The 17,935-nt window shown below is 64.7% G+C and carries 13 protein-coding genes and 1 pseudogene; 3 read left to right on the top strand and 11 right to left on the bottom strand.

Translation table 11 applies throughout. The features are described 5' to 3' along the window. Nucleotides 1-56: 56 nt before the first annotated feature. Nucleotides 57-1,367 (bottom strand): cytosine permease, encoded by a 1,311-nt coding sequence (gene codB / locus CH262_RS25855; RefSeq protein WP_094718812.1) that lies wholly within the window; start codon nt 1,365-1,367, stop codon nt 57-59. Continuing rightward, on the bottom strand, nt 1,364-1,828 hold the full coding sequence (locus CH262_RS25860; RefSeq protein ID WP_032368971.1) for a nucleoside deaminase: 465 nt from the start codon (nt 1,826-1,828) through the stop codon (nt 1,364-1,366). Before CH262_RS25860 ends, codB begins: the two co-directional genes overlap by 4 nt. A 144-nt stretch (nt 1,829-1,972) precedes the next feature. Here CH262_RS25860 and CH262_RS25865 point away from each other — a divergent pair, with 144 nt between their 5' ends. From CH262_RS25865 to CH262_RS25875, 3 genes and pseudogenes are all read left to right on the top strand, one after another. Continuing rightward, nucleotides 1,973-3,526, top strand: a complete 1,554-nt coding sequence (locus CH262_RS25865) for a helix-turn-helix domain-containing protein (protein ID WP_094718863.1) — start codon at nt 1,973-1,975, stop codon at nt 3,524-3,526. A 59-nt stretch (nt 3,527-3,585) separates the two neighbouring features. Then, nucleotides 3,586-3,924 (top strand): annotated as a pseudogene (locus tag CH262_RS25870) (NADP-specific glutamate dehydrogenase); the annotation flags it as partial. Between the two features lie 364 nt (nt 3,925-4,288). Continuing rightward, nucleotides 4,289-4,759, top strand: a complete 471-nt coding sequence (locus CH262_RS25875) for a GreA/GreB family elongation factor (RefSeq protein ID WP_143547177.1) — start codon at nt 4,289-4,291, stop codon at nt 4,757-4,759. A 33-nt stretch (nt 4,760-4,792) separates the two neighbouring features. On the opposite strand, the gene CH262_RS25880 is transcribed toward CH262_RS25875, so the two are convergent. The 9 genes from CH262_RS25880 to CH262_RS25920 form a co-directional block, all read right to left on the bottom strand. After that, the gene (locus tag CH262_RS25880) at nt 4,793-5,629 is read right to left on the bottom strand and encodes an SDR family oxidoreductase (protein ID WP_094718814.1); all 837 of its coding nucleotides are present in this window, start codon (nt 5,627-5,629) and stop codon (nt 4,793-4,795) included. A gap of 9 nt (nt 5,630-5,638) precedes the next feature. Beyond that, nucleotides 5,639-7,570: a hydantoinase B/oxoprolinase family protein gene (locus tag CH262_RS25885; RefSeq protein WP_094718815.1), complete on the bottom strand. Its 1,932-nt coding sequence runs from the start codon at nt 7,568-7,570 to the stop codon at nt 5,639-5,641. Continuing rightward, nucleotides 7,570-9,669, bottom strand: a complete 2,100-nt coding sequence (locus tag CH262_RS25890) for a hydantoinase/oxoprolinase family protein (RefSeq protein WP_094718864.1) — start codon at nt 9,667-9,669, stop codon at nt 7,570-7,572. The genes CH262_RS25885 and CH262_RS25890 overlap by 1 nt, the downstream gene beginning before the upstream one ends. Before the next feature lie 250 nt (nt 9,670-9,919). Next, on the bottom strand, nt 9,920-10,582 hold the full coding sequence (locus tag CH262_RS25895; RefSeq protein ID WP_094718816.1) for an SRPBCC family protein: 663 nt from the start codon (nt 10,580-10,582) through the stop codon (nt 9,920-9,922). Next, nucleotides 10,579-13,059 (bottom strand): aerobic carbon-monoxide dehydrogenase large subunit, encoded by a 2,481-nt coding sequence (gene cutA, locus CH262_RS25900; RefSeq protein WP_094714604.1) that lies wholly within the window; start codon nt 13,057-13,059, stop codon nt 10,579-10,581. The genes CH262_RS25895 and cutA overlap by 4 nt, the downstream gene beginning before the upstream one ends. Then, nucleotides 13,056-13,694 (bottom strand): (2Fe-2S)-binding protein, encoded by a 639-nt coding sequence (locus tag CH262_RS25905; protein WP_027497753.1) that lies wholly within the window; start codon nt 13,692-13,694, stop codon nt 13,056-13,058. The genes cutA and CH262_RS25905 overlap by 4 nt, the downstream gene beginning before the upstream one ends. Continuing rightward, complete coding sequence (locus tag CH262_RS25910; protein WP_094718817.1) at nt 13,694-14,605, bottom strand: FAD binding domain-containing protein; 912 nt, start codon at nt 14,603-14,605, stop codon at nt 13,694-13,696. The genes CH262_RS25905 and CH262_RS25910 overlap by 1 nt, the downstream gene beginning before the upstream one ends. Nucleotides 14,606-14,685: 80 nt before the next feature. Further along, nucleotides 14,686-16,146, bottom strand: coding sequence for a uracil-xanthine permease family protein (locus CH262_RS25915; RefSeq protein WP_045840797.1), 1,461 nt, complete (start codon nt 16,144-16,146; stop codon nt 14,686-14,688). A 129-nt stretch (nt 16,147-16,275) separates the two neighbouring features. Next, the gene (locus tag CH262_RS25920) at nt 16,276-17,880 is read right to left on the bottom strand and encodes a helix-turn-helix domain-containing protein (RefSeq protein WP_256988998.1); all 1,605 of its coding nucleotides are present in this window, start codon (nt 17,878-17,880) and stop codon (nt 16,276-16,278) included. Between the last annotated feature and the right edge of the window lie 55 nt (nt 17,881-17,935).

A 17,935-nucleotide genomic window follows, 5' to 3' on the forward strand; every position in this document is an offset into this window, starting at 1 on the left:
TCGGCCACCTCTTTCGCCCAACACTGGCCTCGGGGTTGACAGTCGTGTAGACAACCCTAAGCGGCCACGGAGCCACTTGCTGACGCCGCGGCACGTCGATGCAGAACCACCGTCAGCGCGATGGCGACCACGATGCCGATCAGGGGTGGTATTCCGAATTCGAGTTCCCCGGACAGCCACGCAAGGAATGCCGCGAAGGCGTAGACCGCGAGATGTCGCCAATGCACGAGCGGGGGAGTGTGCCCCTCGGGTATGCCCTGACGCCAGCGGCACAGGAAGTCCCCGATGAGAACACCGCCCAACGGGGGAATGAAGGTGCCGAGCAGGCTCAGGTAGTCGACCAGATGATTGTGCACACCGACGAGTGCGAGCACGGTCCCGATGACGCAGCCGCCGATGATGAACGGTGCCTTCCGGGGATGCCGGAACATTTCCGCGCCGGCGACGCCGAAGGCATATGCGGTGTCCGCGTTGCTCTTCCACAGGTTACCGAAGAGCAGAATCAGGCCCCAGCCGACGAGTCCCAGGTTGTAGAGAACCAGAACGAAATCGCCCTCACCGAAGGTGATTGCTCCGATCGCTCCGAACAGAATCATCATTCCGTTGCCGAGAAGGAACCCGATGATGCACGCCCACGCCGCTTGCGACCCGGATCGTGCGAATCGAGTCCAATTGGGTGCCTGTGTCCCCGCGGAGACGAAAGTGCCGACGACCGTCGTGATGGCGAGCGTGACCGTCATGGTCGTCGTGGGTGCGATCGACGTCAGACCGGAGAACCCACCGACCTCGTCGAGAGAGCGGGAGACCACCCAACACGCCAAGGCAATAATCAATGGCGTCGACACGACCGAGACCCAGTACATCCCGCGGTATCCGTAGCAGGCGGTGATGCACATGAGGATGCTCGCACCGATCATGACCGCCGCCCGCGCGGCATAGGACTCCCAGCCCAATGCCTGCGAGGTGAGCTCACCGATGGTGCCGATGATGACGCCATACCAACCAATCTGCGTACCACCGAGGAGCAACGACGCGAGCTTGGATCCGCGGGTGCCGAAGCTGTAACGCGCCATGAGCACGGTCGTCAAACCTGTACGTGCACCGGCAAATCCCATCATGGCCACGTACGCGCCCAGAATCGCCGAGCCGGCGACGATCACCAGGATGAGGGTCCAGAAACTGAACGCCGTGCCGAGCGCAGCACCGGCCAGCATTGTCGGCGTGAAGATGGTAAAGCCCAGCAGCACAATGGCCAACGAGAAGAACGGCTTGCGGGCAGTGCGGGGCACGGGCGTGACGGGGTAGTCCAGGTCGACCGGTTCGTCGGCCTTCTGTGCGGTGGACTCGTGATCGGCTCGGTTGCTCATGCCTCCTCGCCGATGTCTTCGAGCCACAGGCCTGGGCGCTCCGCCAACATGCGTTCCATGAGCTGCAGACAGGCGGGGTCGTCGACGACGTCGAGCTGTACTCCATGCTCGCGCAACAGACTCTCCGACATCTCGAAGGAGCGGTTCTCACCGATGACGATTCGCGGAATCTCGTACAGCAATGCGGTTCCCGCGCACATGAAGCACGGCGACAGGGTGGTGTAGAGAACGGATTTGCGGTACACCGAAGCCGGTAGTCGCCCCGCTCGCTCGATGCAGTCGGTTTCGCCATGACGAATTGCGCTGTCCATCTGCACGCGCCGGTTCCGTCCCACCGCGAGAACTTCGCCGTCGTGCACGAGTGCCGCGCCGATGGGAACGCCGCCCTCCTCCCAGCCGATCTGTGCCTGTTCGATTGCAAGTCCGAGGAAGTACTCGTCGGTGTGCGCGGGATCGGTCAAGGGGTCCTCCTGAAGCGTCTACGAACGGTAAGGCTGATGCGTGTCATCAGTCGACCAGGCCTCGCACAGATTGCCAAGGGACAACGTGTCACTCGAGCAATAGTCGATCTGGAGCACTGTGTCCCGTCGGCGGAGCATGGACGAATGCTGCCGACTCTGCGAAACGTTCTGGCGCTGCCGTCTTTCGAAGCGGCTGCTCTCGAGATACTCACGGGCTCACCCGACACCGTGGTCGTCCGCTGGGTGCATTCGTCCGAGGTCTACGAGATGGGCGGCTTGCTGTCGGGCGGAGAGCTGTTGTTGACCACCGGACTCGGCCTCCAAGGGCGATCGGCCCAGCAGCTGACTGCCTACGTCGACCAACTGGCCGACGCGGGATGTGCCGCTCTCGCAATGGAAGTCGGACGCTCATTTCTCGTGGCACCGCCGGAATTGGTCGAGGCCGCGCGTCGCCGAGGGGTGGCGTTCCTGACGCTGCACACGATTGTCCCATTCGAGCGGATGGTCGAGGACTTCCACGACCTCGTGATGAGGCGCCGGCTCGGAATGCAGCGCACCGGCGAGCCGGTCTGGCATCAGCTCATGGACCTCGTCGTGGCGGGGCAGGGCATGACTGCCCTACTCGACGCGATCGCACGGCTGGCCGGCTGTGGCGTCGACCTGCTCGACGCGGAGGGCCGCGTCGTCGAACACAACGCTACCGCTGCGCCGCGATCGGCCGATGAAAAAACGGTCCTCGACGTGCGCGGACCCGCGGGCTCGCTCGGTCGGCTCGTGCTGGCCGGACGGACCACTGCACGCCGCTCGGCCATCGGTCACTGCGCGGCCGTCGCGGTAGCTCTGGAACTCGGTCGACATCCCGGCCTCGGTCCCCGACAGTCCCGTGCACAGGCCGTGATCACCGATCTCGTGGGAGGCACGTCGACCTCACACGGTGACCTGGTCGAGCGCCTCGGCGCAGCCGGTTGGGCACCCACCGAAGGCCACCATGTTCTGGTGGCCGCCGTCGACGTCGATCAACGAACTCCGGCGCGCGAGCTGTTGATTCCGGTTCGAGAGGCGGTCGAGTCCGTCCTCGGGCGGTGTTTGGTCGGGGTGGCTGCGAACCACGTCGTCGTGCTCGCGCAGGGCTGGGTGCAGCCGTCGCCTGCGCGAGTTCGCTCCGCGTTCAACGAGATCGAGGCTCTGCTCCGCGGCGGATCTCATGGTTCAGCATTGCGCACGATCGGTGCGTCGGCTGCGGTTCTCGGGTTGTCTCACATCTCCGATGCGATCGGCCGAGCGCGTGAGGTGGTCCAGATCGCGCGGCGCTTCGGAACTCGCACCGGTGTTCTGTGCGCTCGCGATGTCGGTGTTCAACGGTTGCTGGGCGCGTGCGTACCGGCCATGATCACGGAGTTCGTCACCGAACAGCTCGGTGACGTGATCGCTTTCGACACCGAGCACTCTGCCGATCTCGTGCGAACCCTCGATGCCTTCGTGGCGAACGGCGGTAGTAAGGCCCAGACCGCGATCGGACTGGGCATCAGGCGACAGTCTCTCTACGCCCGGTTGTCTCGACTCGACACGCTCCTGGGCACCTCGCTCGATGATCCGACGCACCTGGCCGGTCTGGGACTCGCTCTGACGGCGTGGCGTATGCAGACAGGTGTTGACCCGCAGGCCGCATTCGCGCGTACATCGCGCTGCGGAAGCTGACCCCACTCGATCGGAAACGTCGTGGACCCAGTCCTGTGAGGCCCCAACCTGTGTGCCCATCTCACGGCGTGAAGGTGGTGGCCGAAGGGGCCAACATGCCGACCACACCGGACGCCGTCCAGATCTTCCGCGACGCCTCAGTGGCGTTCGCACCTGGCAAGGCGACCATTGCCGGGGGAGTGGCTACCTCCGCTCTCGAGATGCAGCAGAACGCATCTCGTGACTCGTGGAGTTTCGAGTACACCGACGAACGCCTCGCCGCGATCATGCACGGAATCCATCACCGAACCATCGCGACCGCCGAGGAGTACGGCAAGCCGGGCGACTACGTCCACGGCGCGAATATCGCCGGTTTCATCAAAGTCGCCGACGCGATGATCGCTCTCGGCATCGTCTGAAGCACCGCCCTCATCACCGACTGGCTTTTTGTTTTCTTTCGGCTACAGTCGGCTGCACGAGCTCGAACCGAAAGAAGGTGTGTCGCTGTGATCCCCGATGGAGCAGAGGTGCGGTAGCGTTCGCGCTTTCGTCACCTCGTTCGATCCTCGGTCCCTCGACTCCGTCCTGGACCCGATTTCAGCGCCACCACTTTCGACCACCGGCCGTTCTGATCGCGCTCGGTAAAGCCTGTCCGTCGGCTCATCGAGAAACAGCGGTCATCGAATATTCATCTCGAATCGGCGGGCGCAGTTCTGCGTCCGTACATCGCGCAACGACGTGCTGCTCGAGAACTCTCACAACCCCAGTCACACAGGAGAAACCGTGACCACTATCGATCACCTGCCGTTCGACACACCCGCACCCCGTGAGCAACAACTGTCGGAGCTACTGGAGAGCCGAGTGATGGCTTTCAACAACGTTCTGGTGCAACGTGCTTCGGGTGACCTGGACAACAACGACGCGTACCACCGCGCTCGCGCCGAGCTGCAGCGCATCGATCGCACGATCGCAGAAGTGAAGAGACGCATCGCAGAATCGGACGCATCGAAAACCATCGACCGCGATATCGCCGGCCCAGGATCTGCTGTCACCGTCATGTTCGATGGTGACGAGAAGGACGTGGACACCTTCGTGCTGGTCGAACACGCGATGGAGAGCAGCGGCCGAACCTGCTCGACCGCTTCACCTTTGGGCGCCGCCTTGGACGGGAGTCGAGTGCGTGACGTACGCACGTACTCGCTCCCCTCCGGTGCCGAAAGCACAGTGACAATCCTGGGCATCACCTGGCCGTGAGGGTGTTGCAGTGGCCTGCTCGTCGAGAAACGACTAGCTGATCAGCGCACGCACCGGCGTCGGCTCCCGGCCCAACAGGGCTGCGGTGACGGCACTCCCGGCCAGAAAGTCTCGGTCGTCGTAGAACTCGAACATTGCCCCGAGTCGATGTTGCTCATCGGCGAGCATCGAGTCGCTGTGCAGCCTCATCCATTCATCGACACTCGAGGACCTGGAAGCGACCACACGGCCGGTGGCCACCTCGACCAGACGAACCACGTCTCGGACACTGAGCGCTTCCGGCCCACCGAGCTCGTACGTCGCCCCATGGTGCAGCTCAGGTCCCTCGATGAGGACCCGGGCTGCCACCTCGGCCACATCGTCGAGGCTGACGAGCGAGAACTTACTGTCCAGGCTGTAGGGCACAACAAGATCGGTACTGCTCCCGTCCAAAACCGCCTCGAAGTTCTGCGCATAGGCACACGGTTGCAGGATGGTCCAGTGCATTCCGTGCTCACTGCAGAAGGCACGAAGATCGTCCTCGCAGCGGGCCTTGTCCATGTGATGCGGCATCCTCGGGCTGTAGGGCCACGCCACCGAGTGGTAGACGACGTGGTCCACTCCTGCGGACGCCGCCGCGTCCAGCGCCCGTAGAAGTAGAGCCGGCTCGTCCGGATGCACATTGGGTGCAATGAAATACACCCCACGGCACCCGGTGAAGGCCTCGGCAAGGCCTTCACCGGTTTCCAGGTCCACCGGATAGTCCGGCGCTGAACGGCTCAGCCGCCGCACCAGCGCAATGCCGTCGAGTGCATCTGCGACGGCTCGTCCGGTCTTGCCCGTGGCACCGACGATCGCGATGTCGGTGCCACGGGAAACATCAAGCGCCATCAGTGAATCTCAGCGATCGATGAAGTCGTACTCGGCGAACTTCGCGCCACCGGAGAGGCGTTCGTAACCGGGCCCACGATCGAAGAACGGCTCATCGAGGCCGCGTGCATTGCGCATCTCCGCACGCAGCTTCTCCGATGCCTCCACATCCGCGGTCGCCGTCTCCTCGGCTATGACGACGCCGTAGTCCTTGGCCGCGAACTCGCGAGACACTTTGCCCCACAGCACGTCCTGCTCCACCGATTCGATGGGACGTTCCAGCGGATCGCCCCAGCCGCCGCCACCCGTCGTACGGATACGGATGGTGTCGCCGGCCAAGATCGGCTCGGCATCGGTCAACGCGTCGAACTCACGCTCGTTGGGCTGACCCGGATTCAGCGTCACCGAGAACGATCCGCCGGCCTTGCCGCCCTTGACGCCCCAGCACGCAAGAATCGAGCGGTCGGCGATGGACATGAAGTGCGCATCCTTGAGCATCCGGATGTGCTTCTCGTAACCGAGGCCGCCGCGGTAGCGTCCGGCACCGCCGGAATCCTTGGCCAGGCCGAGCTTTTCGACGATGAACGGGAAGCGGCTCTCGGTGAATTCGGTCGGCAGGTTCCGCGAATCGGGCACGACGTGGATGGTGTCCTCACCGTCCGCGTAATGCCGTCCACCGGAGCCGCCGCCGAGCACCTCACGCATGAGGTACGAGTTGCCGTCGAAGTCGTCGCCGTACACGCCCGTGTAGCGGATGGTTTCCTGATCGGCAGGCATGTTGCCGTCCACAGCTTTTGCCACGACGCCGGCGAGCACACCGAGCAGACGCAGGATGACGAACGTCCGAGCGTTGGTCGGGGCCGGGAAGATCGGGGTGATGAGCGTGCCCTTTTCGGGGAACTTCATTTCGATCAGCGGGATGACGCCCTCGTTGACGTCGAGCTCGGCCATACGCTCGGGGGAGTCCGCGAGGTTGCGAAGCACCGGTGCAAGCCATTTCGCGAGGAAGTTGCCGTCGGCGTAATCACCACAGTGGTTGATCGGGCCCTTGGCCTGCGGTCCGGTGCCGGTGAAGTCGAGGATGAGTCGCTCGCCGCGCTCGTCCTCGGGACCGGTCTTGGTGAGTGTGATGCGCTGAACGTGCAACATGGGCTCGTCGACGCCGTCGTGCTCGGCGTAGTCCTCCCAGGTGTATTCACCCTTAGGGATCTTGCTCAGGATCTCGCGACGGTAGATCTCGGTGGTGGCATCCATCATCGAGTCGAAGCACGCCTCGACGGTGTCGATGCCGTAGCGCTCGTACAGCTCCGTCATCCGCCGGGCACCCATGAGGCACGCCGAGCATTCGGCGTCGAGATCGGCGGCCAACGCGTCGGGCATGCGCGAGTTGCGCGTCATGATCGTCAACGCGGCCTGGTTGGGTACGCCCTGATCCCACAGCTTGATCGGCGGAACCATCAGGCCCTCTTCGTACACGGTGGTCGCACCGGACGGCATGGAGCCGGGGCAGCAGCCGCCGATGTCGTCGTGATGGCCGAAGGCCTGCACGAAAGCAACGACGGACGGCTCGGTGTCGCCGGGCTTCGTTGCGAACACCGGCACGGTGACACAGAGGTCAGGGAGGTGGCCGATGCCACCCTCGGAGAGATAGACGTCGTTGTGGAAGTAGACGTCGCCCGGCTTCATGGTCTCGAGCGGGAAGTCGCGAGCCACCGGATGCACCAGCGCGGAGTAGGAACGCCCCGTCAGCTTGCGCAGATTGCGGTCGTGAATTCCGGCGCGGAAATCGTGGGCGTCACGAATCATCGGTGACCGCGACGTCCGTGAAATGGCCGTCTCCACTTCCATTTCGACGCTTGCGAGGTAGCCGGCCACGATCTCGACGAGAACGGGATCAGGCGCAGGCGCGTCGACCGGAGAGAGCCGGTAGGGCTTGTTGTTCACCATGTCGATGACGGTCATCAGTTCGCTCCGTTCGAGTCGAGAGTGCGGGTGATGCGGACGTTGCCGAACGTGTCGATGCGGGCGGAGAAGCCCGGATCGATCGGCACGGTGGAGCTGAATTCTTCGATGACGGCCGGTCCGGTGATCGTGTCACCGGCACCGAGATCCGCACGGCTGTAGATCGCGGTCTCGTGCCAGCCGTCGAAGTACGCCTGACGCGTTCCGGTGCGGGCACTTTCGGCTCCGGTTCCGGCGGCGATCTCCGACAGCACGGGGCGCTTGATGGGGCCGATACCGCTGACGCGCAGGTTGACCCACTCGACGAACTGACTCTGATCTCCGCGGAAGTCGTACCCGTACAGCTCGCGGTGAGCTTCGTGGAAGGCCTCGGCTGCTTGATCAATGCTCGCCTGGGTGATCTCGCCGTCGGCGATCGGGACACGCACCTCGAAGGCCTGCCCGAAGTAGCGCAGGTCGGCCGAGCGTGCGTAGCGACGATCCTCGGCGGCGAAGCCTTCACCGGCGAGTGCCTCGTCGGCCCGAGAGGCCAGCACTGTCAGCTCCGATTCCAGATCCTCCGCGCGCAGACGGTCGTGCCGACTGACGTGCGTCTGCACGTAGTCGTTGCGCACATCGACGGTCAGCAAACCGAACGCCGAGACGTTGCCCGGGTTCAGCGGTACCAGAACATCTTTCAGGCCCAGGATGTCCACCAAGCGGCAGGCGAGCAGCGACCCGGATCCGCCGAAGGTGACGAGGGTGAAGTCGCGGACGTCGAGGCCACGCTTGACCGAGATCTGTCGCAGCGCATTGGCCTGGTTCCAGGCCGACACCTCGAGGATGCCGGTGCCGCAGGCTTCGACTTCGAGCGAGAGCTGTTGCGCGAGGTCTTCGATGCCCTTGCGTGCCAGGTCGGTATCGAGGGGGATCTCGCCGCCGAGCAGGTGGGGAGGAATGCGGCCGAGAAGGACGTGGGCATCGGTGATCGTGGGCGCGGAGCCGCCGTTGCCGTAACACATGGGCCCGGGATCGGCACCGGCCGAATGCGGCCCGACGCGCAGCGTTCCCTCGGGTGTCATCCAGGCGATCGATCCTCCGCCTGCGCCGACGGTGACGACGTCGATCATCGGGATCTTCGACGGGTAGTTGCCGACGCGTCCCTCGGTGGTCAGCGCGGGCTCGCCGCGGACCACGACGGTCACGTCGGTGGAGGTGCCGCCGCCGTCGCACGTCAACACCTGTTCGACGCCTGCAGCGCTGGCCACCAAGGCCGCACCCAGCGCGCCGGCGGCCGGCCCGGAGAGCACGGTGGTGATGGGCTGGTGCACAACCTCTTTGGCGGACAGGACACCGCCGTTGGACTTCATCACGTAGAACGGCACGTCGCGTGCATCACCGGATTCAGTGGCGAACTCACGCAGGCGGTTCGCGATGTTGTTGACGTAGCTGCGAATGTTCGGCTTCACGGCCGCGTCGACCAATGTGGTTATGGCGCGCTCGAATTCGCGGTACTCGCGCAGCACCTCGGTGGAGATGGAGACCGTCGCCTCGGGGTATTCCTCGAGAAGGATGTCGCGGACGCGCTGCTCGTGATCGGGGTTGGCATAGGAGTGCACCAGGCAGACGCCGAGGGTCTTGACGCCCTCTGCTTTGAAGAATGCTGCTGCCGCGCGTACGTCGTCGTCGTTGAGAGGGCGAATCTCGTTGCCGTCGAACGAGAGCCGGCCGCGGATGGTGCGGACGCGGTGTGCGGGCACGATGCGATCGGGCTTGACCCAGAAGTACGAGTTGCCGTAGCCGTCGGGTACCGACTGGCGCGCGATCTCGAGTACGTGCTCGTAGCCCTCGGTGGTGATGAACCCCAGGTTCTCCACCTTGCCTTCGAGCAGCTTGTTGGTGGCGACGGTGGTGCCATGGCTGACGGCGCTGAGTGAATCGCCGGATACGCCGAGCTGGCGGAGTACCTTGTCGATGCCGGTCAGGAATCCCTCGGCCGGATCACTCGGCGTCGACGGAGTCTTGGTGGTCACCATGGCTCCCGACTCCTCGTCCACTGCCACGACGTCGGTGAATGTGCCACCGGTGTCGATACCGACCCGAATCTTTCGTGGTTCCACGCTTCCTCCTCGATATGGTTCGTAGGCCACGCGTCCGTTGATCGGATCGGCGGGTACCTGACGTGTACTCACATTCGACCCGTTCTGCGTCTCAGTATCTTTGGCACAAGGTGCCAAACTCCAGCCGAGCATTTGAGCTTCGCGCGCCCTGCACCGGCGTCGAATTGGCAGTACTTGCAACGACAAAGGCCGCTCACCCCCCGATCGAATGGGATGAGCGGCCTTTGTCGTGAGCCGTGACGGTGCGAAGTTACCGGTGACAGGACGAGCGCGTGAGCAGTCCGCCCAACACGACTCCGGCCAGTGCAAAGCCTGCGCCGGCTGCGGCGGCCAGCAGGGTGCTGCGGACGGACTGCGCAGCGACGGGTGCACCGGCACTCACAGCGCGTCCGGCCGCGACAGGCAGGGCAGTGGGGGTGGTGCCGGAATCGCTGGCTGTTGCCTCCGCGGGCGCAGCAGCGGCCTCCGGGACCCCGTTGGCGATGACGCCGTCGAGGCCGTTGAAGAACACCCCGGCCATCTTCTTGGCGACACCGGTGATCATGCGCTGACCGACCCCGCCGACCATGCCGCCGACCACGGCGTCGGCGTCGTAGCTGAGCATCGTGCCACCGCCTTCGGTGGGCTCGAGCTTGATGGTGACGTCGGCGCGCACCGTGCCCGGTGCGCCGGCACCGGAGGCGGTCATGACGAACGACTCGGGCCGATTCTGTTGCGAGAGGACAACTTCACCGTCGTAGGTGCCCTTGATGGCTGCGACGCCTGCGGTGATCGAGAGCTTGTAGTGATCGTCGCTCAACTGCTCGAGCGACTGCACTCCGGGGATGGTCGCGGCCAGGACCCGGCCGTCCTGCATGCTGTCGTACACCTCGGCGGGAGGTGCGGCCAGCGTTGCGGTTCCTGCGATTCTCATGAAATCTCCTCGGTTGTCTGAGCGACCGCATGGGTCAGCCGCAGCTCGTACAGGTCGGACGGTGAAATGGGCATGGAGGTGATCGAAAAGCCCTCGGCGTCTTCGACAGCGGCCGCGATGACGGCGCTGGTGGGGATGACGCCGGCTTCGCCGGCACCCTTCATGCCCAATGGATTGAGCCCGGACGGGGTGACGGTGTGGTCCATCTCGATGGTCTCGGGAACTTCGGTGACGAAGGGCATCAGGAAGTCCATGAACGAGGCGTTCAGTAGTTGCCCGTGCTCGTCGTAGGCGATCTTCTCGTACAACGCTCCGCCGATTCCCTGGGCGACGCCGCCGTGAATCTGGCCCTCGACGATCCGAGGGTTGATGACGTTGCCGCAGTCGTGCACCACTGCATACCGCTCGACGTGGATCTCGGCCGTCACCGGATCGGTCTCGACGATCGCCGCATGGATGCCCGACGCGAACGTCGAGCGCGGGGGAGAGTAGTACCCGGTGGCTTCGAGGCCCGGCTGTTCGCCCTCCGGCACCGGCGGGATCGTCATGTCGGTGTCCATCTTCGCGAACCCGGTGGCCTGCCTCGACTCCTTGTCGAAGGCATAGCGCAGCGGATTGGACAGCACGGCAACGACACCGAGGGAGATGGACGTGCCCTCTGCTCCGGGTTCGGTGCCGATCTTGCAGACGTAGCCCCCGCGCAATTCGAGCTCGACGGGGTCGAGATCGAGGGCACGCCCGGCGATGACCTTCGCTTTCTCGGCGACCATCTGCGCGGCCACGTGGAACGCCGAACCGGACATCACCGCACCACGGGAGGCGAATGTGCCGACGGCATAACCGAATCGACGAGTATCGCCGGTGGTGATCTCGACGTCGGCGATGGAGACACCCAGGTCATCGGCGACGATCTGCGCGAACGTCGTCTGATGGCCCTGGCCCTGCGTCGTCAACCCCGTTGCGCCCTTGATCTTTCCCGAGTTCTCGATGAGCACGTGCGCGCCCTCGTACGGTCCGGGGCCGGTGCCCTCGACGTAGGCACCGACACCGATACCGACGGTGCGGCCCTGCGCGGCTGCCTGCTTCTTGTATTCGGGGAAGCCGTCCCAGTCGATCAGCGCCTTGAGCTTGTCGATGCCGGCCTGGTAATCGCCGGTGTCGTAGATCAACGGTCGACCGTCCTGGAACATCAAACCGAAGTCGTAGGGCATCTCCTCGGGCCTGATCAGGTTCTTCTCGCGGACCTCGAGGCGGTCCTTGCCGAGGTACTGGGCGATAGCGTCCATCGAGCGTTCCATCGCGAACACCCCCTGCGGGCGTCCTGCTCCTCGATACGGAATGACGATGACGGTGTTGGTGTACAGCGAATAACCGTTGCAGCGGAACGAGACCGGCTTGTAGGGCCCGAGTACCTGCGTCGCGGTGTTGATCAGCACGATGATGCCGTACGGCAGGTATGCGCCGTTGTCGTGCCAGACGGTGAAGTCGAACGCCAACAGCCGTCCCTCGTCGTCGAAACCCAGGGTGACCTCTTGGACCTGTGCACGTTCGTGCGCACTCGAGATGAAATGCTCGCGGCGGTCCTCGACCCACTTGACCTCGTTGGAGATGCCGGCGCGACCGAGCTGTCGAGCTGCCCACGTCACCATCACCTCCTCCGGCCACGGGTGCATGATCTTGACGCCGAAGCCGCCACCGACGTCCGGGGCGATGCAGTGAATCTTGTTCATCGCCATGCCGAGTCGCGCCGCGACGGCCGCGCGCACCGACGTGGAGGTCTGTGTGGACGACCAGAAGGTCAGCGTCTCCTCGTCACTGTCCCAGCGCGCGTAGACGCCCTTGCCCTCCATCGGCATCGCCGCCGAACGCTCGATGTTCAGGTCGAGGGTGATGCGGTGTGGTGCAGCGGCAAGTTCGGCGTCGATGTCTCCGAAACCGTGCTGCAGGTGCGCGGCCACGTTGTCCGGAACGTCGTCGTGTACTCGTCGAGCCGCGACGCGCGCGGTGTCGATGCCGACCACGGGTTCGAGGATGTCGTAGCGGACGTCGATGACCGCGCAGGCGTCTTCGGCCACGTAGCGGTTGGTTGCGATGACCATGACGATGGCCTCACCGACGTGATTGACCTCGTCCTTGGCGAGCGGGAATCCGTTGCGCGGAGCCACGATTGCCGGATGGGGGATCAGCAGCGGCAGCCCTTCGGCCATCTCGGCCGAGTCCGCTTCGAGATCGTCATAGGTGTACACCGCGTGCACGCCCGGCATGGCCAGCGCGTCGTCGATATCGATGGCGGTGATGCGTGCATGTGCATGCGGGGAGCGCACGAAGGCAGCGATCAGCGCGCCGTGACCGAGGTCGTCGAGATACTTGCCCTTGCCGCTGAGCAGGCGTTCGTCCTCCGACCGCGACAGCGGCTGGCCGAACAGGGGAGCGGTGTTGGTGGGAGTGTGCGGCGGTGCGGTGCGCGTGGTGCTCATGCTCGGCCCATCCGTCCGCCGACGGGACTGGTGGATCCGCGTACCTTGCGGTCGAGTGCGGCACGACTCGACTCGTCGTCGGGCCCGAGCGGGAACTCGCCCGCCCGTTCGCGTTTGATCTCGGCGGCGCGCAGCACCGAAGCCTTGATGTTCTGATAGCCCGTACACCGACAGATGTTGCCGGCGATGGCCTCGGTGGCCTCCTCCTGCGTCGGTGAATCGTTTTCGTCGAGGAACGCGGCGATGGTGGTGACGAATCCCGGTGTGCAGAAACCGCACTGCAGACCGTGGCAGTCCTTGAAGGCCTGCTGCACGGGATGCAGGGTGCCGTCCGGCTCGACGAGGCCTTCGACCGTGGTGACGGTCTGCCCTTCGAGGCTGGCGGCGAGCATCAGGCAGGCGCGGACCGGCTTGCCGTCGAGGAGCACCGTGCACGCGCCGCACACGCCGTGCTCGCATCCCACGTGGGTGCCGGTCTGACGAAGGTCGTGGCGGATGGCGTCCGACGCGAGAGTGCGGGCCGGAACGACGATCGTCTGCTTGGTTGCGTTGAGCGTGAACGTCACCTGTACGTGTTGTTCACCGGTCTCCGCCATCAGATCGTCCAACTGCTGTTCGATATCTGTTGTCTTCATCAGTGGTTCACTCCGGAATCGGCGTGCTGCGGGTGAGCGGACTTCGACGACGCGCCGTCGACTGCGGCGGCCATCACCACCCGTGCGGTCAGTGCTGCGACGAGTTGGGATCGATACGCCGCGGTGGCATGAATATCGGACTCGGTCTCGACGCGTCGACGTGCGTCCTCTGACAACGCGTTCCACTTCGGATCACGTGCGGACACCGCGGCCCCACCGATGACGTCGGTGTAGTCGACGACCTCGCCGAATTCTCCGGCGGACACATAGGTGACGTGCGCGGTGCGTACTGCGTTGTCGGCAACGGTGACGCGAGCCGCGACTCCGACGAGCGCGTAGTCACCGCGTCGGCGGGCAACCTCGTCGATGGCCGTGCCCTCGCCGGATCTGGCGGCGGGAACCGTTGCGGCGATCGCGATCTCGTCGGTTTCGAGCGAGGACTCCAGCGGCCCGAGGAACAGATCCTTCGCCGCGATCTCTCGGCGGCCGCGGACGGACTGCACCGTCACGGAACCGTCGAGCAACCGTATGACGGCAGGCATCTCCGCCGACGGGTCGGCATGCACGATGGATCCAACGGTGGTCCCACGGTTCCGGATGGTCGCGTGGGCCACCAGCTGCAGTGCCCGTCCGAGCAACGGCTGCGTCCGGGCGGCAGCCCGGTTCGACGCGAGCGACGCGTGCGTGGCCAGAGCCGCGAACGTGACGCCCGAGTCGGTCGACCCGGTGATGTCGTCGAGACCGTCGATGCCGGTGATGTCGATCAGGTTCCCGGGGGCGGCCAGGCGCATCGACAGCATCGGAATGAGGGACTGACCGCCGGCCAGCACCTTGCCGTCGACCTCGGCCAGGATGCGGCACGCCTCCTCGATCGACCGCGGCCGATGGTATTTCAATGGAGAAGGTTTCATATCCCGATCCTGCCTGCCTGTGCCTGTAAGTGTTTCGTCAAGAGGTGACAAACGTCACGCCCCAGTGTTGCAATCGCTCGTTACCGCAACGGCTTCAGGGTGTCGACCTCGCCGGCAACCCCGTCTCCGTCGCTGCCGTCGGAACGTGCTGTGGTAGAGGAGGATCGATGCCGAGGCGACGCGTCGACCGGTGTCTTCATGTGGGCCGGGGCAATGCGAGCGCACAGGTGGTAGAGCCCGATAACGACGATCGTGCCGAGGGAGATACCGCTCAACGAGAACGAATCGCTGAAGACGAGCGAGGTGTCGCCGATCGCGATGATCAGACCCGCGGCAACCGGCATCATGTTGAGCGGGTTGCCGAAGTCGACACCGTTCTCGCGCCAGATCTTGGCACCCAGCAGGCCGATCATGCCGTAGAGGACGACGGTGATACCGCCGAGTACGCCGCCGGGGGTGGCGGAGATCAGCGCGCCGAACTTCGGCGAGAATCCGAGGATCATGGCGATGATTCCGGCCGCCGTGTATGCCGCCGTCGAATAGACCTTGGTCGCCGCCATGACGCCGATGTTCTCGGCGTAGGTCGTCGTCGGTGAGCCACCGACAGAGCTGGCCATGACCGTTGCGATGCCGTCGGCAGCGAGTGCCCGGCCCATCATCGGGTCGAGATCGTCACCGGTCATCTCCGCGACAGCCTTGACGTGTCCTGCGTTCTCGGCGATCAGAGCGATGACACCCGGGAGGACGAGCACGATGAAGGCGAGACTGAACGACGGTGCGTGAATGCCGACGATGCCGTTGGCCTCGTCGCTGAACGGCGGGAGCCCGAACCACTGCGACGCCTCGACACCCGACCAATTGACGCGGAAGTGCTCGGTGACCTCGCCGGCCGTGGCGTCGTAGGACGTGATGGGCCCGGATACGAGGTCGAGGATCCAGGACAGCGCGTACCCGAAGACCAGCGACAGCAGAATTGCGATTCGACCGAGGAACCCGCGCAACGCCACGCTCATGACGATGAGCACGAACATCACTGCGAGAGCTACCCATTGGTCCTGCGGCCAGTAGGTGCTGGCTACGACGGGCGCGAGATTGAAGCCGATCAACATGACTACCGCACCGGTGACGACCGGGGGCAGCACCCGCACCACGACGCCGCCGCCCATGAAGTGGATGGCGAGCCCGGCGAGAGCCAGGACGAGGCCCGATACGAGGATGGCACCGGTGACCTCGGCCGACGTTCCACCCTGCGCTCGGATGGCCGCGACACCGCCGACGAACACCGCGGACGTGCCGAGGTAGCTGGGGATGCGGCCCTTGACCATGAGTAGGAAGAAGATGGTGCAGAAGCCCGACATCAGAATGGCGAGTTGAGGATTGAGTCCCATGATGATGGGGAAGACGAATGTGGCCCCGAACATCGACACCACATGCTGGCCGCCGAGACTGATGGTGCGGCCCCAGTTCAACCGTTCGTTCGGCGCGACGACGTCACCCGGTCGAACATTCTTTCCGTCTCCGTGAATCTTCCAGATAGGCATGTCGAGCCTTTCTCCAACGTATCGAACCGGGGTGGTTCGCGGGATGGGTAAAGCATTGTCCTGCAACGTTACTGACGCATTTCCAAATCGCTACGAGCGCAATCTGCCAAGCGCTCGATGGCGGGTCCGTCACATGTGGTGGTCGGTTCCGCGCATGGCCATGATTTTCAGCGCAAGGGAAAGATCCAGGCGTAGATCGGCGCGATCGGTGAAGGGGCCCAGTATCTTTTCGAGTTTCGTTATTCGGTATCGCAAGGTGTTGTAGTGAAAGTGCAGTGCCCGAGCGGTTTCGGCGATGTTGATGTTGGTGGCCAGCAACGTCTCCAGCGTTCTGCGCATGTCGCGTGCCTCGTCGTCGTGTCCGGCGAGGTCGTGCAGGGTTTCCCGGGTGAACGATTCGAGCTCGTCGACGTTGTCCACCAGGCTCAGTAGTCGGAACACGCCGAGTTCGTCGAACGTGGTGACGGCCCAGTCCCCGGATACCTGCCGGCCGACCTTCAACGCGGTACGCGCCTGGCCGTACCTGCTGGGGATGTCGGCCACCGTGGTGCACGGACGCGAAATCCCGACCGTGAACGGTTGCCGACCACCGCCGCCGTCTCCGTGCACTCGTTCGACGATCTCGTGCACGTCCGCGACCGTCGTCGGACGTTCGCCCATGATGATGACGGTCTCGGTGCCGAGGGCGGCGATGGCGGCCTGCGGATCTCGTTGTGCCAGAGCCCCTGCGAAAGCCGACATCTGCCGATCGACGAGTGGCCTGCGGCCGGGCGTCGGTTCGTCGTCGAGGTGTGGGATCGGTTCGATCGCGACGATCACCACCGGCCTGCCGAGATCCCAGCCGAAGCGTCGAGCATGCGCCACCGCGTGTGCGTGCTCGCCGCCTCGGCCCAGGAGAAGATCGCGCAGAAAATTCGATCGGTGTTTCTCCTCGACTGCTGACAGCGCGAGATCGCGAGTGACGACCATCGCCAACACGCCTGCGGCCGCGTCGGCAGTGTGCAGGTCCGATTCCGTCAGAGGCCGACGTGAGGAGAACAGGACGATGCGTCCGTGGTCGATTCCGTTGGCAGTGATGGCGCATACCGCGATCGAATTGCCCTGTTGCGAACGAAGACCGAGGCCGCCGTCGACGGAGTCGGTGCGCAGTCTTCCGGTGGGATCGAGGGCGGTGCTGGTGCGGAGGGCGGACAGTTCGTCGTCACTGCCTGCCGAGGCAAGTTCGCGTCCGTCCACCGTGGTGATCGACACTGCCACATCGCATTCGACCGAGGTTGCGAATGCCAGTTGTGCCACCCCGCCGCCGGCGAGCGTGATGTCGGTCAATGCCCGGCGCAGACGTTCGGACCGAAACATCGCTCGTGCCTGCGTCTTTGCGTTGTCGCGTAGGCCCGCGGTGAGATCGTGCCCGGGGTCGAGTTCGCCGCAGACCTGAACCAGCGGCAGGCCCAGGTTCTCGGCACTCACGCCGACGCAGTCCGGAACGGCGATGTCGTCGTCCACCCGCACCAGAATCCCGGCAACGCCGAGGGAGTGAGCTCGGGACAGCAGCGCTGCCGTCGGCTCCGTCAGGTGCGTGAGGGCCTCGCTCGTCGTGGACAACAGGTCACCCGGTCGAATCCAGAACCGAATGCCGGCGGGGTCGTCGACATGATTGATTCTGCGTACCGGCCGGCCGAGGCCGGCGCGGCCGGCGAGCAACGTGGCGTGCGCCAGCAGGTTCGAGCCCAGCACGGTCTCGACGGTATGCGGTACCTCCGTGGTGGGCGAGCGTCGCTCGTCGTGCAGT

The sequence above is a fragment of the Rhodococcus sp. 05-2255-1e genome (genome assembly GCF_002259025.1).
In the GTDB taxonomy this organism is placed as follows: Bacteria; Actinomycetota; Actinomycetes; order Mycobacteriales; family Mycobacteriaceae; genus Rhodococcoides; species Rhodococcoides fascians.